This window comes from Enterovibrio sp. QJM3NY_24, from assembly GCF_057786035.1.
Genome location: NZ_CM173519.1, coordinates 2,152,823 through 2,176,921 on the forward strand (window position 1 = coordinate 2,152,823; position 24,099 = coordinate 2,176,921).

Below are 24,099 nucleotides of genomic sequence, written 5' to 3' on the forward strand. Positions count from 1 at the left end.
AGACTTCCTAACTGCCATGATTGGCATCACGGAGTGAGCATGAACATCGCAAATCAACATGTTATTGACATTCAACCCACCAGCACGCCAAGCAACGTGGGCAAACTGGGTAAACGAAAGAACCGAGACTGGCGCGAAGCGTTTTTCCGTGCATTGTTCCTAACCGCCGCTATCTTGGGCGTGTTGTCTCTCGCCACCATTGGTTACTTTATTTTCCGCGAAGGTATTCCAGCTATTCAACAAGCTGGCTTAGTCAACATGGTGACAGGCGTTGAATGGCTACCTCCAGCGCTTTATGGCATCGCGCCTATGATTGTCGCGTCGTTAGTATCGACGGCTGGCGCTGTTATTCTGGGTGTTCCTGTAGCGGTACTGACCGCTATCTTCATTGCCGAAGTCGCACCAAAATGGCTGGCAAACATTATACGACCTGCCGTCGAGTTACTCGCAGGCATCCCATCAGTGGTATACGGCTTCTTTGGCCTTGTCATTATCGTTCCCTTGATTCAAGACGTGTTTAACGTTCCTGCTGGTAACACAGTGCTGGCTGGCATTGTTGTGCTGGCAGCCATGATTCTACCTACGGTTATTGCGGTATCAGAAACCTCTTTACGTGCTGTACCAAAAACCTACAAAGAAGGCTCACTGGCGCTTGGCGCTTCGCCCATGTTCACCACGTTTAAACTGCTTATCCCAGCAGCACGTTCGGGCATTATGACGGGGGTTATTCTCGGTATCGCTCGTGCATTGGGAGAAACCATGGCAATCATCATGGTCATGGGTAACGCACCAGCTATGCCAGAAGGCATTTTGGAATCTGCACGCACATTAACCGCCAATATCGCACTGGAAATGTCTTATGCCTCCGGTATTCATGCCAGTGCTCTGTACGCCACAGGTATCGTCCTTCTTGTCTTTATCATGATGCTAAACGCGACACTGCTTTTCCTTAACCGTGAAAAAGCGAGGTAATTGAAATGCTTACACGTCAACTAAAAGACAATATCTTGATGGTCACGGTTTGGCTGGCTGCAGGCATGACAGTCGGATTTCTGTTTTGGATTATTTGGTACATATTGAGCAATGGCCTGCAGTACGTTGACTGGTCATTCATTACCAGCGATTACACCCGTATTGGTGAACAATCAGGCATATGGCCAATGATTGTCTCAACCATTTATATGGTCATCGCTTCTATTTCCATTGCTGCGCCTATCGGCATCATGACGGCGATCTACCTCACTGAGTATGCAAAGCTCGGCAGCAAACTGGTTAAAGTGATTCGTTTTTGTACCGAATCATTAGCGGGCATTCCCTCAATTATTTTTGGTCTGTTCGGCATGACGTTTTTTGTCGGCGTATTGGGTCTTGGTTTTTCGATACTTTCTGGCGCATTAACGCTAAGTATCTTGATTCTGCCCGTGATTATCCGCACCACTGAAGAAGCTTTAATGGCAGTACCGCAAACCTACCGTGAAGGCTCATATGGTTTGGGCGCATCGAAAATCTATACCATTTGGAAGCTGATTCTGCCAAGTGCGATGCCAGGTATTGTTACCTCCATCATTTTGAGTGTCGGCCGCGTTATTGGCGAATCTGCACCGGTTTTTCTTACTGCTGGCATGGTCGCACGCATTCCAGAAAGCGTGTTGGACTCTGGCCGCACACTTACCGTCCATCTTTACAAGTTAACTCAGGAGCTCTACACGGTGCACGAGTGGAATCAAGCCTATGCCACTGCCACTGTGCTAATTGTCGTCGTACTGCTTATGAACATGCTGACAAAAATTATCGCCAGCAAATTTAGCAAAGCTTCTTACTGAGTTTGAGAGAAAAAATCATGAACAAATTCGATATTGAAAATCTGAACCTTTACTACAACAACGGTGCCAATCACGCGCTGAAAAACATCAGCCTACCCATCCCGCACAAAAAAGTGACGGCATTGATTGGCCCATCTGGTTGCGGAAAATCGACACTGCTACGTTGCCTTAATCGCATGAATGATCTCATCGAAGGCGTAAAAATTGATGGCCGTTTGGAGATGGATAGCGAGAATGTGTATGGCAACATTGATGTTGCGAATCTTCGTATCAAGGTCGGCATGGTGTTCCAAAAAGCCAACCCATTCCCAATGAGCATTTATGACAACGTGGCTTATGGACTGCGTGCACAAGGCATGAAAGATAAGAAAAAACTCGATGCTGTGGTTGAACAAAGCCTAAGAAGTGCTGCACTTTGGGATGAAGTGAAAGATCGTTTAAAATCTCATGCTTTTGGGTTATCTGGCGGCCAGCAACAGCGCCTTTGTATTGCTCGCACTATCGCCATGGAGCCCGAAGTGATTCTGATGGACGAACCGACATCGGCACTCGACCCTATTGCGACGAAGAAAATTGAAGACTTGATGGAAGAGTTAAAGAAGAACTACACCATCGTTATTGTGACCCACTCCATGCAGCAAGCTCGTCGCATTTCAGATCGCACTGCATTCTTCCTAATGGGAGAATTGGTTGAGCATGATGAGACGCAACTATTGTTTGCCAATCCTCGCGACGATCGTACTCGAGGTTACGTGAATGGTGACTTTGGCTAAAACGCCGCACTGCCCGTAACAAATTGATCAACAAACCGCTTGAACATATTAACATCGAGCAGCGTAATGCTAATTGTCAGACTAAATTTCAAGTTTTAACAGAGTTCTGACTTGATAAGCGGTTCAGAAAGCGAATAATAAAGTCAGTCATATAGTGGAAAATGCATTGCATTCGAGGAAACTAAACCTCAAAGACACTGTCTTTAACCCTGTATCGAACTCTATAATTGACGCATTCAGTAATATTTCTGGAGTAACGAATGAAAAAGATGGCAATCGCAATGCTGGTTGCGCCAGCAATTTTGGCGGGTTGTGCAACAAGCACTTCCGGTAAAACCGACGCATTAGACGTTTCTACCGTGAACATGCAGCACCACAACTGGGTACTGGAAAGTGTTGATGGTCAGCCATTGAGCCTTCCTGAAGGTTTTGCCGCCCCAAGCCTAGAGATTGGTGAGTCTTTCACCGCCAATGGTCACGCAGGTTGTAACCGCTATTTCGGACAAGGCGAGCTGAAGGGCGAGCAATTCCGCATTGATAAAATGGCGAGCACCATGATGGCATGTCCAGAGCCAGCAATGGCTATCGAAGGCGTGATGACTAATGTGCTGGGTGATTGGAGCGACGTGACACTGACTAAACAAACGCTGCAACTGAAAAACGGTGAGCACGTTCTGTCATTTCAACTTCGTGATTGGGTAAATTAATTACCTTTTGTACGAACGAGCTTTATCGCTTGTTACGCTAACAAGCTATCGCTTTCAGCCTCCGATTGGGGGCTGTTTGCTTTCTTCGGTATAGATCCAACTACATTGATCTCGCCCTGCATTAATGGCTTTGCCCAATGCGATCTCAGCATACGCAATCACTTTTGTTGCATCTATTTCGTCTGAATTTAGGACCGACACACCACCAATCGAAATCGTCATTATCTGAGAACCCGCCTCTTTGTCGAACGGCAATTTCAGCGTCTTAACAGCATCAATACACAACTGAGCGATAGGGGCACCATCTTTGGTATTCGGTAGCAAAATCGCAAAGGTTTCTCCTCCATAACGCGCTAACAAATCACCCGGACGCTTTAATGTATCGGATACAGCCTGGCCAATCAGTCGAATCGCTTTATCGCCAACCACACGACCATGTTTCGTGTTGTAACGAGACATATTGTCTATTTCAATCACAATCAAACTAATCGCCAGATTATCTCGTTGAGTTCGTTTCACTTCGGCTTGAATACATTCTTCGAAATAATCACGGTTGCAATACCCCGTTAAGCCATCGCTTTTCGACATTTTCTCCAATTTTTTATTGGCTTCTCGGAGTTCACGGGTTTTCGCATCAACATGCTTTTGCACTGTCAGCGCACGATGTTGCAGCATATAAAGCAGGTATGCCAACAAGGTAAAGATCAACACACCAATAAAGAAAATCAAATGCGGGTAGATGCTCATGCGGCTATTCACATAGCTTGGCGATGGCGTGCCTTTTAATAGCCATTCTCTGCCAGCAAAGTAAATGGGGGTGGATGTATAGCTCAATGTCGTCACAGGCGGCTCGGACAAATCGACTACATTTTGATAAATAACATCGCCTTGCGTGTTAAGGCCGACATCTAACAATTCGAGATTGATAGACTCTTTCACTATACTGTTTATTGCCAGTTCAAAAATATCCTCAACGTCAAACAAGGCGAGTAGGAACCCACGCAATGCGGATTGTCGGTCGGCATCCGTTTCAGGATCACCATAAAACACGGGTAACAACATCAAAAATCCACTGTTGTCTTCAAATTCCCGTTTCAAACGCATCGCCGGTGTTGCAATCGGCACACCGCGGTACCAGCTCATCTCCAATGCTTCTTCCATTGACTCTCGAGAAGCCAAATCAAACCCTAAAATCCGTTGGTTTACTTCATAAGGTGTGATGTAACGAACAGGGAAATATCGATCGCGCGTCATCGCCTTAACAAGATCCCCGTTGGCACTCAGCTCCACAATCTCAAAAAGCGCAAACTCTAACGCAGCTTCGGATTCGTAGAGTTCTCGATCATCACCGGAAACAAATTCAGCCCACTCCATCGCGCGTATATTAGGATGTCGATCCATTACACTATCGGCCAATCGACTAAAACTGCTCTCATCAATGTCTTGATGCATGATGAGCTGAGTACGCAGCGCATATAGCAACTCAATACTAATGTTGAGTTCCCTTCCTAGAGAAAGTGCAGCGTTTTCAACATCCTTTTGAATTTCATGTTTAATGGATTGCTGTTCAGATTGATGCAAAGACATGGCTGCGAGGAACGAAAAAAACAGCCCAACTAAGACTGTGATAATCGTTGAATACAAAACCTTCTTTGCCATCCTCAATACGCCCTCCAATAGATGTTAACTAATTGTTGGTCATATTTCGTGATCACGCCAACATTGAGCTGACTAACCGTTTGTATTCTTTGGTTCGTTAATTCATTGAGAATGATAATTACGGGCAAAAAAGCCCTGATGGAACATGTCCGATCAGGGCTAAATAACATTTCAGGTTGCTCTACGACACAATGACGAAATGATGATGACTCTCACGCCTTTCGCTGAGGCTAAAACAATGATTAAGCCACTTCTTCTCGCAATATTTGAGCCGCTTTCACTAAACTCAACAGCGCCGCTTCCACTTCGTCCCAGTTACGTGTTTTCAAACCACAATCAGGGTTCACCCACAGACGCTCGTCAGGAATGGTTTTACGTGCCTTTTCGAGCAACGCCACAATGCCTTCCACGTCTGGAATATTTGGAGAGTGAATATCATACACACCAGGGCCAATCTCATTCGGATACGCGAACTCTTCAAACGCTTGCAACAACTCCATGTCTGAACGTGAGGTTTCGATGGTAATCACATCGGCATCTAGCGCCGCAACTGCATCAATAATGTCGTTGAATTCGCTGTAACACATGTGGGTATGAATTTGCGTTTCTGGTGTCGCACTGGCGGCTGAAATTTTGAACGCATTAACAGCCCAATCCAGATAGTTTTTCCAATCACCGGTTTTTAAAGGCATGCCTTCACGAATCGCTGGCTCATCAATTTGAATCACTTTGATACCGGCATCTTGCAAATCCGACACTTCATCACGCAATGCCAACGCAATTTGTTCTGCAATTTGCTGACGAGAAATATCTTCGCGCGGGAATGTCCAACCAAGAATCGTCACAGGGCCGGTCAACATGCCTTTGACTGGTTTGTCTGTCAGGCTTTGTGCAAATGCCGTCCACTCAACCGAGATAGGTGCAGGACGAGAAATATCCCCCACTATCACTGCAGGCTTCACGCATCGAGAACCATAGCTCTGCACCCAACCAAATCGCGTCACCGCAAAACCGTCCAAATGCTCTGCGAAGTATTCCACCATGTCATTGCGCTCTGGCTCACCGTGAACCAACACGTCTAAACCTAGCTTTTCCTGACGTTCAATTGCATCTTGAATATGCCCCTGGATCACAGCGGTGTAATCAGACTCTGACAGTTCACCCGTTTTGAAAGCGCGACGCTGCTGACGGATCTCGCCAGTTTGCGGGAATGAACCAATCGTTGTGGTTGGGAATAAAGGTAGCGACAAAGACGCATGTTGTGCATCAGCACGTTGTTGATATGGCAAGGCGCGTTCAGCCAGCGCCGTGGTAATGCCATTCACACGCGCCTGTACATCCGCCTTATTGACACGAAGGCTAGTTGTACGCGCCTCAATAGCCTCACTGTAAGCCTTAGTCTCGCTAATTGCCTTACTGTTCCCGTTAAGTGCATTCGCCAGCAACACCACTTCATCCAATTTTTGCTTAGCAAATGCCAACCAACTCTTCACTTCTGGCTCGAGATCGGTTTCTTGCTCAACATCAATCGGTGAATGCAGCAGAGAACAACTGCTTGAGATCCAAAGTCGGTCTCCCAATTTGTCCGCTGTTGACTGCAGCGCCGTTAGCCACTTGTTGAGGTTCGCCTTCCAAATGTTTCGGCCATTCACCACACCAAGAGACACCACCCAGTGATCAGGTATGGCATCAACAATGGTATCGACATGCTGTGGCGCAACATTCGCATCAAGGTGAAGACCGTTGACATTAAGCGCTGAAATTACATCAAGTTGATGCTCAACAGACTCAAAATAGGTAGTCAGAAGCAATTTCACATCACCGCCAATCACTTGATACGCAAGCTTGTAGGCATTGCGCCACTCGTCTGGCAATTCCAGCGCGAGAATAGGCTCATCAATTTGTACCCATTCCACACCTTGTGATTTCAATTTGGCGAGAATTTGCTGATAAACCGCTAACAATCGTGGCAACAGTTCCAAACGATTAAAATCGTCGTCTTTTTCTTTACCTAGATAAAGGTAAGAAATCGGACCCAAAATGGCAGGTTTCACCTTGTATCCGGATTTTTGCGCTTCGCTCACTTCATCAAACAGTTGGTTCCAGCTCAGGGAAAACTCGTCATCTTTAGTGAACTCAGGAACGATGTAATGATAATTGGTATTGAACCACTTGGTCATATCTGACGCGGCGCAGCTGCAACCCGTTGGCGCTTTGCCTCGAGCAATACGGAACAAGGTATCCAGATCAGGATGACCGTGACGATGGCGTTTAGGAATGTGGCCTAACGTCAGGCTCGTTTGAAGCACTTGGTCGTACCATGCGAAATCACCCACAGTGACAAACGATAAGCCAGCATCTTTTTGTACTTGCCAGTTATGATGACGAATGGTTGCACCAACATCCAACAGTCCTTGTTGATTGATTTCACCGTTCCAATATTGCTCCAATGCAAATTTCAATTCTCGTTTGTTGCCGATGCGTGGGTAACCCAAAATATGTGTCGTGGTCATGCTATCTCTCCTTTTTAGCCGTCCAGATGTTTACATGTCCACCTTGATTGATTAGAGTGCATAAAACAAACTCAAATTACTCAAACGGATGTTGAGATAAATTCATGTTAGAAGTAAAGCACCTACGCACCCTCTTCGTTCTCCGCGACACAGGCTCGCTGACGGCGACAGCAACACAGCTTTGCCTGACACAATCGGCGCTCTCACATCAGCTTAAGGATTTGGAGCTGCGTATTGGTTCGCCACTGTTCATGAGAAAGACACGCCCGGTGAGATTTACCGCAGAAGGACAAGTGTTGTTGGCGTTGGCCGATGATGTTTTGCCCCGCCTCGCTCGGGCTGAAACAGAGTTGGCAGCCTTGAAAGAAGATGCGCAGGGACGGCTTCATATGGCCATTGAATGCCACTCGTGCTTTCAATGGCTTATGCCAGCATTAAAAGAATACAGAATGAGTTGGCCGTTGGTGAAGTTAGACTTTTCTTCTGGGTTTGGCTTTGAACCACTACCGGCATTGGCAGGAGGCGAGTTAGATGTGGTGATTACCTCAGACATTAGCCCGCGTAGTGAAATTCACTATGAGGCACTGTTTGATTTTGAAATGCGCCTTGTTCTTGCCGACACGCATCCACTGGCGAAAAAAAGTGTGATTGAACCTGAAGACCTTGCCGGAGAAACCCTACTGACCTATCCGGTGCAACGACAACGTATGGATGTGGTTAAGCACTTTTTGCATCCTGCAGGTGTTGAGCCAGCTCAATTTAAATCTGCAGATAACACCTTGATGCTGATACAAATGGTAACGGCTGGATTAGGCGTAGCTGCCTTACCTAATTGGGCCATTAGTGAATTTTCAAGACAGGGTTTGGTGGTTGATAGGCCACTCGGCAAAGGGCTTTGGCGTCGACTGTATGCCGCGGTAAGAAGTCAGGAGTCGCAACGGCCCTATCTTAAAGCGTTCTTTGCTACCGCTCGCAATCAATGCCATACCCATTTGGATGGGATTAAGAAGGTATAGCTAACCGTCTTGAGCTCTATTTTTGCCTCAACTGATTCACAACGGGATCGTAGTAACATCCCATTTCATCGAGTTTGTGTTGGAAAGATTGGTGGTCCAATTCAAATTGCGCCAAGAGGTCGTCGAGGCTATCGCACTCTAAACGCAACTTCTCATTGACGATGCCGAACATGATCGCACCTTCGAGATGCTCAAGGTTGTGGATTTCCATACACGTACTCCCGTTTTCAGTGGGTCACTTTTGAACCTATTCGAAAGTATTTTAGATGCGATACGTCATATTCGCGTTGACGCCTAAGGTGAACAGCCACAAAAAAGGCACTTCACGTGCCTTTTATTGTGCCTGAGACAACCCGTTGCCATGCAAATGCTCAGATGAGTGCTGACATGGCAACGCCAGATGCCCCCCCAATGACGATCAGCGCACAACAAAGTTGCAGTAAATGCGGTGGTGTTTGACGAAGCAAATGAAATGTCCAAATTATCACGCCCACTAGCACCAAGCCCAAACTGGTCAACACGGATGTCACTAACGCATTGGCTGACGCCTCCGGCATAGATGTGCTGGCAACTGCAATAACCAACGCCATCAACATTGCAGCGACAATACCCGCAACCGGAAGAATACGGTGAAATGCCTGTAAACGAGATCGCGCCCGAACCAGCAAGCAATGTCCCGTGATAGCGCCCACCAGAGCAACTTGGGAAATCATCAGCAACCCTACAAACATGCCTTGTTGCCATGCTGAAATTAGCACTGCCAACGCACCAAAGCCATTGGCCAAAAGCAACAAAGGAATAGGTCCAGACAGTCGAGTTTTCCCTGATTTCGAACGCAATGAAAAAATGCCTAACGCAATAAATGGCAACGCTGAAAATGGAGAAAATGGAACAACCAATGCCCAAGCGGCGACCAGAAACCAAAACGCTTTATGCAGACGTCCGCGCTGCCCCGGACAGATATCACCTTTCAGCAATACCAACGTCAAAACAAACTGGGCGCCTAACGCACCCGACATCACCACCGAACTCAATAACTCGTACATTGTTTTACTACCTATTGGATATATGCGGGCAATTATACCCAAGCAACCGTGAGTTACCCAATTTATACTACCGCCTGAAAATCCACTTTTTATCGCAAATACCGCCGTGAGGCATCAGGCCACTTTATATCTATAACAATGTAGATACCCTCACAGTTATTGATGATAACTTTGCATTCACTCGCATTCATATGTAACTGTTTTACTATAAGTATTAATATTGTGAATGCGCTTCAAAAAATTGCTTAATACCCATCACTGGCTCGTGCGTCAATGAAAACCAGGGGAAACATGGAGTTATCCTACCGTCATTTTAAACTTTCGCTTCAGGAACTCTGGAGCGCAAAGCGTCATGCTGCCAGTTTCAACACAACACGTGCGACATACCTGCGATCACGCATTATTGCACTTAGTTATGTTTGGGCGGCGCTAACACTCGTATGGATACCCGTTGATAACCTGATACTTGATACCAGCAGCTACTCGCTGACCATTCTTAGAATTTGTCTCGCCGCCACGCTTTTTACCATTGCCCATATCGTTCGTTCACGTCACTCTCTTCGCGACTGCCGCATTGCATTAGTCGCCTTGGTCATGAGCATCAATGTCTTTTATTTGTTGGCTAATCATGTGTTAGGTTATCCACACACCATCAATACGTTCGTTTATTGCTACACATTACTGCCATTTCTGCATGTCATTATGCTGACGATATTTCCCTTATCTATTCGAGAGTCTTTCTCACTGCTCCTTGCCACAGCACTGACACAGATCTACGTTGATTTTCAGAGCGGATTTCTTCTCTCTTTAGATACTTTTGCGATCTATTGGCTACAAACGGTCGTAGGTTTTCTCGTGATTTGGGCTCAAACATCCAAGCTGCATATGATGCTTCGCTTATACCGTCACGCGACGCTTGATCCTCTTACTGGGGTATACAATCGCCGCATGTTGCTCACCCTCGCGAAACGCGACATTGAGAATACGCGCACACGATCACGCCCCTATTCTGTTCTGTTGATGGACCTTGATAAATTTAAGCGAATTAACGATCAATATGGCCATTTCGCTGGCGATATGGTGCTGCAAGCATTCACCAAAACCGTGCAAGAAACGTTACGGAAATCGGATATATTTGGTCGATATGGCGGTGAAGAATTCATTCTCTTTTTACCGCAATGCAGTGCAGAAAACGCTCAACTGGTAGCCACGAGGATCATGAGTAATATTCGCGATCTGGCAATCGATGTAGAAGGTGTGTCTGAGCCAATCAGAGTGACAACATCCATCGGCATTAGTACCAGTCTTTCGACACAAGATAGCCTTCACCAGTTACTTGAAAAAGCGGATCTTGCTTTGTACCACGCAAAGCATAACGGTCGCGATTGCAGCCGCATGTTTGACCACTGCTGTGATGATGTGCAGGAAAAACATAAGCGCCCTTGGCTTGAGACTGCCAACTAATCACTCGCTCTTTTTGCTTCAATGACAGATGTTTGAGTCAGCCATTTCTTTTCCAGCGAGCCCAATGTCTGAATCAAAACAAGATTGAGAGCCGCCAATGAGATCGCCCCAAGCGTGACAGCGAACCACCCAGCATATTCCCAACACCCTATCAAATAGAAACCACCCAGACTGCCACCCACATAGTAATGAACTAGATACAGTGCTGTTGCAGTGGCTTTACCTTTCGTTGTGCGTCGACTCACCCACCCATAAGCCAATGAGTGTGTAAAAAACGCGCCGCCACTCACAATGAGTAAGCCAATGACCACGGTCGCTTGAGTTTCTACGCTGGCTATCAATACCCCAAACAATGTCACCACGGTGCCAAAAGTCATGCCTGAAATCGGTGAATACCGGTTCGCCCAGCGCCCGCTTAACCGAGAGGTCAGCGTGCCAGCGAGATAACAAATGAAAATAGCGGATGCAATACCGACAGGAAGGTTAAAAGGTGCTGCCAACAGTCTGAATGTTGTCACTGAGTAGATGTTCACGAAAAGGGCAAAATTCACACCACCAATAATCATGGCAACCCACAATATGGGGGTTTTAACGTGCTCACCAATCACTTTTGTTTGCTCAATAAGCGAGGTATTAGTTGATACGAACCGTGTTTGAGTAGGCAATAGACTCCAGACCAACAAAATGCCAATGGCCGTAAATATTGCCATTGCCATCACAGCGCCCTGCCACCCGAAAAAATCCGAGAACAAACCACCGAATAAGCGACCGAATATTCCACCTAACGAGTTAGCACTGATGTAGCCACCTACCGCGACCACAAGCGCGGTCGGGCTAAACTCGTCCGCCATATACGCCACCGCGACCGCCGCATAGCCAGCCAACGCAATACCCATTAGCGCTCTGAGCACCACCAACCCCCAAAACGCGTCCACGTACAGTGACGCAAAACCGACGATTGGCATCAAAAATAGGCTCGCAAGCATCACCGGGCGACGGCCAACTCTCTCAGACAGTAACGCCCAAGGTAACAAGCTAATCGATAAGCCCAGCGTGGACGCGGCGAGAAGCCAATTCGCTTTCGTTGCGGTGACGACAAAGGCATCTGCAAATACAGGAAGCATTGGCTGGAACAAATACAGGTTACAGAACACCAGAAAGGAGCCAAAAGATAAGGCAAATGCGGCTTTACGGTAAGCGGGTGTTTGTAATTCGATCATGCTCTACATTACTGATTTCACAATATACTGTGAAATTAGCAACCTATCAGTAATATATAAAGTATATTAATTATATTGGAGTGAGATCTTTTTTTTATACCTATACCCAAACAACCTCAAGATACTTGGGTATAGGCCATCTCTGACACTCACATCGACTATCAAAAGGCACATAAAGCATGGATCTAAGACAGCTTCGATATTTTGTCAGTGTCGCCGAGCAGAAAAATTTCACTCGCGCTGCCAGAAAGCTGAATATTGCCCAGCCTGCGTTGAGTATTGCGATAAAGAAATTAGAAACCAATATCGGCCTCAATCTATTTGACCGCAACGAACGCCAAGTGCACCTCACGCAAGAAGGCCAAACTCTCCTTCCCCACGCTTACCGCATATTAAGAATGGTTGAAGACGCCAACACCGAAATGGCAGAACTTAGAGGCTTACAAAAAGGCGAAGTTCGTGTAGGCGTGCCTGGCATGCTGGGTTCTTACTTCTTCCCTTCCATTTTGATGGGCTTTAAAAGCAAATACCCAGATCTTAAACTCAGTGTGGTAGAAGCAGGGACACAGTCAATCCGACAAATGCTACTCGATGGCGAACTCGACATTGGGGTGATTCACAGTCAGGATGTCCCTGCCGCATTGGACACAACTCATTTGATTTCTTCGCAAATGGTTGCCGTCACCAGTGCCGATCATCCACTGGCGGAACAAACCTCAATGAATTTTCAAGCCTTCTTTGATGAAGAGTTGGTGATGTTCAAAAAAGGCTATTTTCACCGCGAATTCATTGACCGTATCTGTGCTAGCCATAAAATCACACCCAACCTTTCTTTTGAAACCAACCTGTTGGCGATGATCTTAAACATTGTTCGTCATGGCTTTGCTATTACCGCTTTGCTTGAATTGGTGACACAGCACGAACCTGGACTCATTGCCATTCCATTTGAAGAACCCGTAACATTAGATATTTCCATGGCGTGGCGAAAACACGGTTACTTATCATTGGCGGACCGTGCGTTTATCGATTTCGTACAAGAGAACAAATAGCAGGATGAACACAGTGCACGCTTTTTCGCTCGGCTCAGGTAACCCTTCTATCAATGTCTATGTAGAGAAAGCACCGCCTCTGCACGCACTATGGGGCGAAATGCCTCTAACTGGGAGCCACACACCTCTCATTAATGGCGACATAATCGCCATTGGGCAAGCCGGAGGTAATGGCTGGCGCAAAGTGTTCAACGTCTATGCAAAGCTACTATATGCGCTGCCCGAACATTCAACGCTTCGCCCACAAGGTTTTGCTACATGGCAGAGGTACCGAGATGAAGCATTGCTTCAACAAGCCTCCAACGCAGCGTTGTATTTTGGCCGCCATGATCTGCTCACATTGGCCGACAGCGGCGGTATCCACATTATCGCTGGGAAAACTCATGCTCAAAAACTGGGTATCGCAGAACAATGTGTTTGGCTAGACAAGGACTTTGCCCGACACCCGACGCTACCCATCATTATTTGCCCCTATTTTGACTATCGCCAACTGTCGAATCAAAAAATTGATGTATTGACCAAATTAATGGCCAAACTGTGATGATCGATTCCCAATGTTCTGTTCGTAGTAATAAAACGCATTGAATAGATTTTTAACTTATCGATTTTCATGACTATTTTTCTAGCCATCCTCTTTGCTATGATGGCAGACTCTTTACATCGTCAGAGCAAAAGGACATTGCGCGCATGAATGTTAAACACACTCTTTTAACCAGTCTCATTGTACTGCCCTTTTTTGCTAACGCTGGGCTGGCAGAAAGAGGCGGACTCAGCGGCGAAATATCACTGCTAGGCGGTGTGGTATCCACGGATTCCAATTTATCTACCAGTGGCGATGCCATAACAAACGCGCCGCTAAACAGCAGTGGAAATCGTGAGACGAACACCATTTTTGGGCCTCTGGGCAAGTTAGCCTTCACTTGGGGCGAAGGGCTTAATCAACAAATTTTTGTCGGTACGACCCGTGAAGATATTGCCGTCGGTACGGTTGCTTTGGAAATTGGCTACAAGCAAGAATTGGCCTCTGGCACTAAAGTTACGGTGGCGTATTTGCCCACCGTGTTGTCAGAAGAAGTATGGTCAAATCCTTACTTAACAGATGCAGCGCGATCTGAAACAGACAAATCTGGCAATGCTTACCGTTTACAGTTGAATAGTATTGGTGGCTCTCCGCTGTCTATTGACATCGCCTACGCACAAACCGAGATCGACGACGAGCAAAGCGGGACTGCAGGGTTCACACTCAGTGAACAAAGCCAGTTAAACCGTGAAGGTGACACCTTATATTCAAAGGTCAGCTACCGTCAGTTCCTCGGTCGCGGATTGGGTATCGCCCCCGCGTTTGTTTACTACGATCATGAAGCCGAAGGCGATGCAATGTCTTACCAATCGCTAGGGGGTGAGCTTTCCTATTTCAGCTTTGCTGGCCGAAATAAAATTGTACTAACGGGTAAATATCATGCTCGAGACTACGATGCGAATCATCCAGTTTTTGGTACCACACGTGCTGACAAAGAATACGGCGCCTTCCTCGCGTATGAGTACGGTGAGCTTTTTGATGTCACGCCTTTGTCCCTCATTTCATTGGCAGGCTACAACAACATTGACTCAAATATTGATTTCTATAACGCCAGCCAGTATCTATTTTCACTGGGTGTGAACTACAAATTCTAATGCAAATGGGCTGCATTTTCGGGTAGTGCAGCCCAATACCGCCAAAAACCCTGCAAAACTACGGGTTTAAACCTTCTGGCTCTCCTCTCTACAAGCCGCTATAATTGCCGCCTTGCGAGAAAGAGGTCAAAAAATGCGCAATTCCGTCACTCCCATCTTTGAATACCCTAAATACTGGGCTGAGTGTTATGACACTTCACCTTTTCTGCCAACCAGCAGAGAGGAAATGGATCAGCTAGGTTGGGACAGCTGTGACATTATTATTGTTACAGGCGATGCTTATGTCGATCACCCGAGTTTTGGTATGGCTGTTATTGGTCGTACGCTAGAAGCTCAAGGTTTCCGTGTCGGCATCATTGCGCAACCCGATTGGCAAGACAAAAAAGCGTTCATGGCGCTAGGTCAGCCAAACCTCTTCTTCGGTATCACCGCGGGCAACATGGATTCCATGATAAACCGCTATACCGCAGACAAAAAAATTCGTCACGACGATGCCTACACGCCTGATAACAAAGGCGGCATGCGTCCCGATCGCGCAGTATTGATATATACCCAACGCTGTAAAGAAGCCTATAAAGAGACGCCTATTGTTCTGGGTGGCATCGAAGCAAGTCTTCGCCGCTTGTCGCATTATGACTATTGGTCAGATAAAGTCCGTCGCTCGGTTTTGTGCGATTCGAAAGCTGACATCCTTCTGTTTGGTAATGCTGAACGCGCATTGGTTGAAGTTGCCCATCGCTTTGCAAAAGGCGAAAACGCAGCAAGCATGAGCCGCATCGCCGGCACAGCCGTGATGCTGAAAAATGCACCAGAAGAAATGACGGAAGTTGATAGCTCACGCATCGACAAGCCGGGCAAGTCTATGGTTCTGCCTAACCCGTATGCCACTGAAACGGCCTGCGAGGCCAAAAAAGACGACGAACCGAAACCCATCATGGTTCGCCCGCCACGTCATGATGCTGAAAACAGTTATGTTCGTTTGCCTTCTTTCGAAAAACTGGTCAACGACAAAGTCCTTTATGCACACGCAAGCCGCGTCATGCATTTGGAAGCCAACCCATATTCGGCGCGCGCACTCATCCAGAAACACGGCGAACGTGAACTTTGGGTCAACACTCCACCGATTCCTCTTACGACTGAAGAAATGGATTATGTGTTTGGCCTGCCTTTCGCACGTGTCCCTCACCCTAAATACGGCGACGCAAAAATTCCTGCGTATGAAATGATCAAAACCTCGGTCAACATCATGCGTGGCTGTTTTGGTGGTTGTTCATTCTGTTCGATTACCGAACACGAAGGTCGCATTATTCAAAACCGTTCTAAGGAATCTATCCTGAACGAAATTGAAGACATTCGTGAAAAGGTACCTGGGTTTACTGGCGTGATTTCCGACCTTGGTGGCCCAACGGCGAACATGTATCACCTTGGCTGTTCTGATCCTCGTGCAGAGCAAAACTGCCGTCGACCGTCGTGTGTGTTTCCAAAAATCTGTGAGAAATTAAACACAGACCATAAACACACCGTTGATCTGTACCGCTCTGCGCGTGAGTTGCCTGGCGTGAAGAAAGTGGTTATCGCTTCAGGTGTTCGTTATGACCTTGCGATTGAATCACCAGAGTATGTGAAAGAATTGGTGACTCACCATGTAGGGGGTTATCTGAAGATCGCTCCAGAGCATACCGAAAAAGGTACGCTGGATCTGATGATGAAACCCGGTATGGGCGCTTATGATCGCTTTAAAGAGTTGTTCGAGAAATATTCTAAAGAAGCGGGTAAAAAGCAGTATTTAATCCCGTACTTCATCGCGGCACACCCTGGCTGTACCGATGATGACATGCTGAATCTTGCACTGTGGCTCAAAGAGAACGATTTCCAGTGCGATCAGGTGCAGAATTTCTATCCATCGCCAATGTGTAACGCAACGTCGATGTATCACTCTGAGACGAATCCTCTGAAACGCGTGAAGTACAAGAAGCGTGAAGAGTTGTTTGTTGCTAAGGGTGAAATTCAGCGCCGTCTGCACAAAGCGCTGTTGCGTTATCATGACCCAGCCAACTGGCCAATCATTCGTGAAGCCCTCACCAGCATGGGCAAGCGACACCTGATCGGAGATCGTGAAGGGTGTTTGATCCCGCGTGAAGGTAGCGAAGCAGAAATGGCTGCCTTACAGCGTCGTGGTTCGAACCGTCCTGGCACGAAGCGCTTTGCCACTAAGCACCCTAACCAACCTGATATTCGTAAACCTCAGGGTCAAGGCAAGGGAGCAAAAGGTAAGCCAGCTGGAAACGGTCAACGACCGGTTTCAGGCAAGCCAAAGGCTCAAGGCGCTAGCAAGCCGCAAAACGGCTCTAGACCAGCAGGTTCGAAGCCTGGAGCTTCTAAACCAACGAGCTCAAGACCAAGTGGTGCTAAAAATCGCCCATCCGGCAACAGAAGCCGCTCGGCAGCCCGATAAAGAAACACAAAAAAGCGAACCTTATGGTTCGCTTTTTTTTCTACTCCGATGGGCTTAACCATCATCGTATTAGTTCAGAGATCACCAAACTCAGCGCTGCAACCGCCACGAGAACACACAATCCAATGACGACTTTTTTCTGTGCCTTTTCATCAAGAAATTTCGCAGCCAATATGCCAACAATGATTAATCCACCAATAATCGCAACTTTAATCATTTTAATCGCCTCTTTAGCCAACTCTCTGATTTTTCAAAAGTAACACATATACCCTCCCACAGCGATGACTAGTTCAATCGCTGCGACATTGACACCCTACTCACTCACTTGTGACACAAAACCTTGACGCTAAGTCATAAGTGCTTTTGGCGGGTGTAAACATGTGGGAAGACGGCTTTCACTGCACACTTAGAATAATGTGCTAGGTTTAAATCACTTACTAGGTGCAAGCTCTAGCGCACCTTGGGTGATTAACATTCCGCCGTTCCATAACATTGAGTAAAAGAAGGTTGTGATATGTTGAAAAAACTTACAGCAGAGTTCATTGGTACATTCTGGTTAGTGCTCGGTGGCTGCGGAAGCGCCGTCTTTGCAGCGGCTTTTCCAGACCTCGGTATTGGCTTCTTGGGCGTAGCGCTCGCTTTCGGCTTAACCGTGGTCACCATGGCTTACGCCATTGGTCACATCTCAGGGTGTCATTTAAATCCCGCGGTATCTGTTGGCTTATGGGCTGGTGGTCGCTTCCCCACCAGCGAACTTCTCCCTTACATTATAGTTCAAGTCGCAGGCGGCATTGTGGGCGCATTCACCGTGTACATCATTGCTAGCGGTCAACCAGGCTTCGATCTCGCGGGTGGGCTGGCTTCTAATGGCTATGGCGCACACTCTCCAGGTGGCTTTGACATGATGTCAGGCTTTATTACCGAAGTGCTAATGACCTTTATGTTCTTGATTGTCATCATGGGTGCGACACACAAACTCGCTAACCCAGGTTTTGCTGGCTTGGTCATTGGTTTGTCACTGACCCTTATTCACTTAATCAGTATTCCAGTGACCAACACCTCGGTAAACCCGGCGCGCAGTACTGGGCCTGCTCTGATTGTCGGTGATTGGGCACTCGATCAGCTTTGGATGTTCTGGGTAGCACCGATGATTGGCGCTGTGATTGCAGGTGTTGTTTATCGCTGGCTTAGCCCTAACGAAGATTAAAACATGAATCTTTAATGCCCTGCTCGATATGACAATGAACACATTAAGATAAAACAAAGCCCCAGCGAGACTGGGGCTTCCGTTATCTGTTATCCGTTATCTGTTATCTGTTATCTGTTATCTGTTATCTGCAATTATGTTGGAAAATCGCTGCTGTCTGCAGGGCAACTCAACATCCACCGAACACCATATTTGTCGATGATGATGCCAAACCGCACATCCCAGAAGGTATAATCCAGTGGCATGATAATTTGCCCCATCTCTGACAGAGACAGAAACACTTCGCTCTGTCGCCTTTCATCGTCAAACGACACATGAAACGCTACATCGCCTGACCCTTGGGCCAATGAGTCATCCAACCCATCCGATGCGAGAAAGCGAATTTCTGGTGAAACGAATTCGGCATGCATAATTCGACTTAGAATATGCGACGGGAATTCAACCGGAGAGTCATTGAACGTGGTCAATGTGGTGATTTTTCCGTTCCAAGCATCTTCATAAAACGACAATGCATCGCGGCAAACACCATGAAACGTGATGTGTGGCTGAAGCTTACTCATAGCAACTCCTTTCCTAGAGAGGAAATTGTTATTGCTAAGACTATCAGTTGGAAGAATAAGCCTCGCCCAACTATTAAGACGTGCTCACTATTGTTCAGAACACAGCCGAAAAAAAGGGAGCAATGCTCCCTTCGATTATCAATTGTTATGATGACTTAAGTTATGACGATTTAAACGAGCTTTAACAGCACCTGCACGGGATGAAACAGCTTTTTATGTTCAAATCGTTTCACTTGACTTCGGCACGAATAGCCTGTCGCCATGCAGCGTGAATGCGGTAATGACTCCAGACGAGGTTTCCAGCTTAAATCATAAATGCCCTTAGAGTTTTCTAGCTTATCCGACTCATGCCCATAGGTGCCAGCCATGCCGCAACAACCCACGGGTACTGCTTCTAACTTGCCGCCAAAGTGCGCAAAAATACGTCCCCATTCTGCTTCTGCATTCGGCAGTTTGGTTTTTTCGGTACAGTGGGCAAGCAAATACCACGCGTCAGTGTCGGCATGTTCTTTTTCTGGCAGATGTGTGATTTCATCCAACAGCCACTCATGGGCTGTCAGCACTGAAAAATCACCACGCTTGTCACCGAGCACTTCGTTGTATTCATCGCGATAACAAAGCACAAGAGCAGGATCAACGCCCACCATTGGGATAGAAAGCCCTGCTACCTGATTAAGAAACTCAGACGTATTCGACGCGGTTTTGGCAAACTTCTTCAGGAATCCCTTGATATGCTGTGCTTTGCCGTTAGGTTTGAATGGCAATAGCATCGGCTTTTTACCTAGCTTCTCAACCAAGCTCACCAAGTCACGGATCACATCCGCTTCATAGAACGTGGTAAATGGGTCTTGAACAATAAGTACATAACGCGAACGTTCTTCATCGCTCAATGCCTGCAACCATTGCAAATCAAACTTGGTGGCATGGTGACCATCCAAAGATTCCATCAGCGTAGGCACTGACAAAGCAGGCGCATCGACATAACCCACCACTTTTTTGGTTACAGCCTGCGCCCATTTTGGTTGAGTAAAGGTGTTTACAATCACTGGCGCTTTCGCCATCCAAGGCAACATAGATTCAATGTTTGCCACCAAGTAATCTTTGGCCGGACGTTGATAACGGCTGTAATACAGATTGATAAAGCGAGAGCGGAAACTTGGAACATCCACTTTTATCGGACATTGCGTTGCACAGGCTTTACACGCTAAGCAACCGTTCATCGCTTCCATGACTTCGTGCGAGAAGTCGTAATCGTCTTTTTTTGCTAGCCATGTGTTTTTGAAGCGAGCGACAATTTGACGTACTGATGGCGTTTTTTCGCTTAACTCTTTTTCCATCACCAATGGGTCAACACCCTGTTCGGCCAGAAGCCGCAGCCATTCACGCACAATGCCTGCACGGCCTTTTGGCGAGTGGCGACGGTCATAGGTAATTTTCATCGACGGACACATTGGCGAACTGGTGTCGTAGTTAAAGCAAAGCCCATTACCGTTACATTCCATTGCTTGACGGAAGCTATCACGGGTTACCACAGGGATTTGACGATCTAACGCGCCACGTTTGTCTCCATCCACTCTAACTAAGGTGTCAGTGCTGTCATACGGGGTACAAATTTTACCTGGGTTCATCCGGTTGTCGGGATCAAACGCCGCTTTGACTTTGCGCAGTTCGTTAAACAGATCGTCGCCGAAAAATTCAGGCCCATATTCTGAACGGAAACCTTTGCCGTGTTCACCCCACATCAGGCCGCCATATTTCGCCACCAGCGCGACCACTTGATCGGAAATCGCCTTCATCAAGCGTTCTTGTTCAGGGTCACACAGATCAAGCGCAGGACGTACATGCAGTACACCCGCGTCAACGTGACCAAACATGCCGTAATCCAGATGATAACTATCGAGCAGAGCACGGAACTCAACAATGTAATCGGCAAGGTTTTCAGGAGGAACGCAGGTATCTTCGGCAAACGCGACAGGTTTGGCTGCACCTTTCGTTGCACCCAGTAAACCAACGGCTTTTTTGCGCATATTGTAGATGCGATTAATAGAAGCCAAATCATCACAAACCTGATAACCAATCACGCCTTGCTCGCCCGTCTGAACAAACACATCTAAGCGTTCTGTTAGCGCAGCAACTTGGGCAGCAATCTCTTCAATATCATTGCCGGCGAACTCGACAATATTAATGCCTTGCATCACTTTGCCGGGTACATCAGTCAGCAGTTCTTTTACTGTGTTCCAGACAATATCTTCGCGAGCAAGGTTCAAGACGCGAGAATCAACGGTTTCTACCGACAAAGCATTCGCTTCAACCATCACTGGTGCGCTTCTCAGCGCAGAGTCGAAGCTGTCGTACTTCACGTTGACCAGAGTGCGCGCTTTCGGGATTGGGGTGATGTTTAGTTTGGCTTCTGCAATAAAGGCCAGCGAGCCTTCTGCGCCGCAAAGTACACGGCCGATATCGAACGTGTCGTTTTCTGGCTCATAGGCATTTTTGAGATCATACCCCGTCAGGAAACGGTTCAACGGCGGGAACTTAGCGTCAATGTCTGCACGTTTTGAACGACAAATTTCCGAGACGGTTCTTAACGCATGGCCTGCAAAATCCTGTCGGCCACTGGACGCAATTGCATCGATTGAAAGCCTGCTAGTGTCCAGCATAGAACCGTCAGCCAACACCGCGGTAAGCCCGAGAACATGGTCGGAAGTTTTGCCATAACGCAGAGAACCTTGACCTGAAGCATCGGTATTAATCATACCGCCGACAGTGGCGCGATTACTGGTAGAAAGGTCAGGAGAGAAGAAGAATCCATGGGGTCTCAGCGCATCATTGAGCGCATCTTTAATCACACCCGCCTGTACTCGTACCCAGCCTTCATCAACGTTGATTTCGAGGATTTCCCGCATATGGCGAGACATATCAACGACAATGTGTTGTGTCAGCGACTGACCATTTGTACCCGTACCACCCCCGCGTGCTGAAAAACGAATATCACTAAATTCGTCGTCCTTACATAGCGAGCCAATCAAAGACAAGTCTTGAATAGACGTTGGAAAAACAACCGCTTGCGGCAATAACTGATAAACAGAGTTATCTGTCGCAACCGCAAGTCGGCTAGCGTAGAAAGTCTCTACATCACCTTGAAATCCCTTATTTTTGAGCGCATCGAGATAGCGCCCAACGACAGGTTCAATAATATGCTGGTGGGTAAGTGCTGGTAACATCATGCTCCCTGAGGCCAGTAAATGCACCGTGGTTCCTTACGGTTGCTGGCAGATTGCGTTGAATTCGATGGACATCACTTTACCTCAGGTGTGAGGTGCATCAAAGTGGAAATGCAACCCTCACCGGAGGAAAAGCGGCTGAAAACACACAACTTAGGGGCAGAAAAGACATGCTGTTTTCTACTCCCTGGTTTCTACCGCATGACTTGACGGAAAACTCTTGGCGTCACGACCAAAATCCAAACCGCGATGGCCCAGCCTGTTGCACAGTTCAATGCAACGATCACTTCATTGACCGCGTATTTCGCCGTCATGATGTTATCCATGAGTATCAGCACCAGCACACCCACCGACGCTATAACAAAAAATGTCGCCTTCGCATGACGTCTAACCGCAGAAACGTAAATCGGATAGATCTTTAAGCAAAGTAATGAGCAATATGTGCCTAAACACATTGCAGAGACATAAATGATGTGTGGTTTATGGACCCATAAACCCAACACAGCGGCAAACACAAACGAGAGCAGCCAAAATCTAGCGGAGGTTAGCACTCTCGTCCGGTTAGCAAATCGCCAGTTTCTAAGCTGGCGCAGCGCAAAGCTCGTGCTTAGGCCAATGAGGAGTCCAACCAACACATCCGACGGATAGTGTTCACCTTGAATCATGACTTTGCCACTCACTAGCAAAACTGACGCTGCGCATACTAGTGCGAGCCTTTTTCTTCCACGTGGATGTTTTTCTTTATCCCAGCTCACTAATAACCAGCTAAACATAAAGGTAGCTAGTGCCACCATGCTGCCAGGCAGCGTGTAACCCAACGTATCATGCTCACCAAAGACTGGGTCGATAAAATAAGGACGAGGTACTTCGATAATCGTTGTCATTAGCAAAGTAAATACAGCGACAGCGAATAGACCCGCACCATAGATCAGTGTCGCGCGATGACCGTGGTAAGCACGGATAAAAACCAAAGATAAGATAAAGAAAAGCGGTGTTATCAGACTGCCCGCGGCCACAATGGCATTCGTGAAACGCGTGAAGGCGCGACTCCCCGCTCGGTAATCGTGGAAAGACTGAAGTGCACTCAATTGACTGCGATAAAACGGTGTCAAATTCTCAGATTCTCCCGGAGAGAACTCGAAATTACTTGGGGCCACTAAAGGTACCCATTGAGGAAACATCCATTTGTGCTCAGGGAATCGATAGTTGCTGCGAACGGCTGGCGTATTGGGTAGCAGCAAAACTCGGGTGACTTCTTTACCAAAATGGGGCGCAGACCAAGCCATCAGTACACGTCGACTATTTTCATCAATAAAATAGGGAGTGGGTGTTTTCAAGGTACAAGCAAAGATGGCTGAGTTGTATGTACGCGCGATCATGTCGCCAATATCGACATGCAACCCGGTTTCTTCAAACACTTCTCTTGTTGCACCCATCTGCGGTGTTTCATCGCCGATGATAGAGCCTCCGGGAATGGAGTATTTCCCACTGATTACCTCATCGATCATCAAAATGTTGCCATCACCATCAACAATCAGACAATCTGCAGCCTTGATTGGTAGCGTGCTGTTGATTGCATTTACCGATGTGTTCGCTAACACATTGAACGTAAGAAGGACAAATAACCCCATGATTAAACGTAAAAATATCAAAAAAAACAAACCTCTTTCAAAATCAAATAAACCACATTCAATTGAATACTGCACCCA

At 47.0% G+C, this 24,099-nt stretch carries 20 protein-coding genes; 11 read left to right on the plus strand and 9 right to left on the minus strand.

All coding sequences use genetic code 11. The features are described 5' to 3' along the window. Positions 1–39 precede the first annotated feature (39 nt). From pstC to AC3CIC_RS09450, 4 genes are all read left to right on the plus strand, one after another. Positions 40–972 (plus strand): phosphate ABC transporter permease subunit PstC, encoded by a 933-nt coding sequence (pstC, locus tag AC3CIC_RS09435; RefSeq protein WP_488514434.1) that lies wholly within the window; start codon positions 40–42, stop codon positions 970–972. A 5-nt stretch (positions 973–977) separates the two neighbouring features. Next, positions 978–1,823, plus strand: a complete 846-nt coding sequence (gene pstA / locus AC3CIC_RS09440) for a phosphate ABC transporter permease PstA (protein ID WP_016959624.1) — start codon at positions 978–980, stop codon at positions 1,821–1,823. A gap of 17 nt (positions 1,824–1,840) precedes the next feature. After that, positions 1,841–2,596 carry a phosphate ABC transporter ATP-binding protein PstB gene (pstB, locus tag AC3CIC_RS09445; protein ID WP_017007547.1) on the plus strand — a complete coding sequence of 252 codons (756 nt, stop codon included), beginning with the start codon at positions 1,841–1,843 and terminating at the stop codon, positions 2,594–2,596. 260 nt (positions 2,597–2,856) lie between these two features. Then, complete coding sequence (locus AC3CIC_RS09450) at positions 2,857–3,303, plus strand: META domain-containing protein (protein ID WP_016959626.1); 447 nt, start codon at positions 2,857–2,859, stop codon at positions 3,301–3,303. Positions 3,304–3,357: 54 nt separating this feature from the next. Here the strand turns inward: AC3CIC_RS09450 and AC3CIC_RS09455 are convergent, their stop codons facing one another. Both AC3CIC_RS09455 and metE read right to left on the minus strand, forming a co-directional pair. Next, positions 3,358–4,962 (minus strand): CHASE domain-containing protein, encoded by a 1,605-nt coding sequence (locus AC3CIC_RS09455; protein WP_488514435.1) that lies wholly within the window; start codon positions 4,960–4,962, stop codon positions 3,358–3,360. A gap of 242 nt (positions 4,963–5,204) precedes the next feature. Next, complete coding sequence (metE, locus tag AC3CIC_RS09460) at positions 5,205–7,475, minus strand: 5-methyltetrahydropteroyltriglutamate--homocysteine S-methyltransferase (RefSeq protein ID WP_488514436.1); 2,271 nt, start codon at positions 7,473–7,475, stop codon at positions 5,205–5,207. A 104-nt stretch (positions 7,476–7,579) separates the two neighbouring features. On the opposite strand from metE, the gene metR reads away from it, so the two are divergent. Next, positions 7,580–8,491: an HTH-type transcriptional regulator MetR gene (gene metR, locus AC3CIC_RS09465; protein ID WP_488514437.1), complete on the plus strand. Its 912-nt coding sequence runs from the start codon at positions 7,580–7,582 to the stop codon at positions 8,489–8,491. A 16-nt stretch (positions 8,492–8,507) separates the two neighbouring features. Here the strand turns inward: metR and AC3CIC_RS09470 are convergent, their stop codons facing one another. Further along, a complete protein-coding gene (locus AC3CIC_RS09470; RefSeq protein ID WP_488514438.1) occupies positions 8,508–8,702 on the minus strand; it encodes a DUF4250 domain-containing protein in 195 nt (64 codons plus the stop codon). A gap of 160 nt (positions 8,703–8,862) precedes the next feature. Beyond that, a complete protein-coding gene (locus AC3CIC_RS09475) occupies positions 8,863–9,537 on the minus strand; it encodes a hypothetical protein (RefSeq protein WP_488514439.1) in 675 nt (224 codons plus the stop codon). Positions 9,538–9,828: 291 nt separating this feature from the next. Here AC3CIC_RS09475 and AC3CIC_RS09480 point away from each other — a divergent pair, with 291 nt between their 5' ends. After that, positions 9,829–11,001: a GGDEF domain-containing protein gene (locus tag AC3CIC_RS09480; RefSeq protein ID WP_488514440.1), complete on the plus strand. Its 1,173-nt coding sequence runs from the start codon at positions 9,829–9,831 to the stop codon at positions 10,999–11,001. Here AC3CIC_RS09480 and AC3CIC_RS09485 read toward each other — a convergent pair. Then, on the minus strand, positions 10,998–12,221 hold the full coding sequence (locus tag AC3CIC_RS09485; RefSeq protein WP_488514441.1) for an MFS transporter: 1,224 nt from the start codon (positions 12,219–12,221) through the stop codon (positions 10,998–11,000). The genes AC3CIC_RS09480 and AC3CIC_RS09485 overlap by 4 nt on opposite strands. 179 nt (positions 12,222–12,400) lie before the next feature. On the opposite strand from AC3CIC_RS09485, the gene AC3CIC_RS09490 reads away from it, so the two are divergent. The 4 genes from AC3CIC_RS09490 to AC3CIC_RS09505 all read left to right on the plus strand — a co-directional run bounded on the left by AC3CIC_RS09490 (position 12,401) and on the right by AC3CIC_RS09505 (position 17,399). Continuing rightward, entirely contained in the window at positions 12,401–13,270 is an 870-nt protein-coding gene (locus AC3CIC_RS09490) for a LysR family transcriptional regulator (protein WP_488514442.1), read from the plus strand. A gap of 4 nt (positions 13,271–13,274) precedes the next feature. After that, complete coding sequence (locus AC3CIC_RS09495) at positions 13,275–13,811, plus strand: DUF6942 family protein (protein ID WP_394210103.1); 537 nt, start codon at positions 13,275–13,277, stop codon at positions 13,809–13,811. 146 nt (positions 13,812–13,957) lie between these two features. Continuing rightward, positions 13,958–14,944: a DUF2860 domain-containing protein gene (locus AC3CIC_RS09500; RefSeq protein WP_488514443.1), complete on the plus strand. Its 987-nt coding sequence runs from the start codon at positions 13,958–13,960 to the stop codon at positions 14,942–14,944. A 133-nt stretch (positions 14,945–15,077) separates the two neighbouring features. After that, positions 15,078–17,399, plus strand: coding sequence for a YgiQ family radical SAM protein (locus tag AC3CIC_RS09505; RefSeq protein WP_488514444.1), 2,322 nt, complete (start codon positions 15,078–15,080; stop codon positions 17,397–17,399). Between the two features lie 61 nt (positions 17,400–17,460). Here AC3CIC_RS09505 and AC3CIC_RS09510 read toward each other — a convergent pair whose 3' ends face one another. Continuing rightward, complete coding sequence (locus AC3CIC_RS09510; RefSeq protein WP_016961436.1) at positions 17,461–17,616, minus strand: hypothetical protein; 156 nt, start codon at positions 17,614–17,616, stop codon at positions 17,461–17,463. A gap of 297 nt (positions 17,617–17,913) precedes the next feature. Here AC3CIC_RS09510 and aqpZ point away from each other — a divergent pair, with 297 nt between their 5' ends. Continuing rightward, on the plus strand, positions 17,914–18,606 hold the full coding sequence (gene aqpZ / locus AC3CIC_RS09515) for an aquaporin Z (RefSeq protein ID WP_488514445.1): 693 nt from the start codon (positions 17,914–17,916) through the stop codon (positions 18,604–18,606). A gap of 134 nt (positions 18,607–18,740) precedes the next feature. On the opposite strand, the gene AC3CIC_RS09520 is transcribed toward aqpZ, so the two are convergent. The 3 genes from AC3CIC_RS09520 to AC3CIC_RS09530 all read right to left on the minus strand — a co-directional run bounded on the left by AC3CIC_RS09520 (position 18,741) and on the right by AC3CIC_RS09530 (position 24,021). Further along, on the minus strand, positions 18,741–19,166 hold the full coding sequence (locus tag AC3CIC_RS09520) for a VOC family protein (protein ID WP_016961434.1): 426 nt from the start codon (positions 19,164–19,166) through the stop codon (positions 18,741–18,743). A 170-nt stretch (positions 19,167–19,336) separates the two neighbouring features. Beyond that, entirely contained in the window at positions 19,337–22,390 is a 3,054-nt protein-coding gene (ydiJ, locus tag AC3CIC_RS09525) for a D-2-hydroxyglutarate dehydrogenase YdiJ (protein ID WP_488515897.1), read from the minus strand. 194 nt (positions 22,391–22,584) lie between these two features. Then, entirely contained in the window at positions 22,585–24,021 is a 1,437-nt protein-coding gene (locus AC3CIC_RS09530; RefSeq protein ID WP_488514446.1) for a phosphatase PAP2 family protein, read from the minus strand. Between the last annotated feature and the right edge of the window lie 78 nt (positions 24,022–24,099).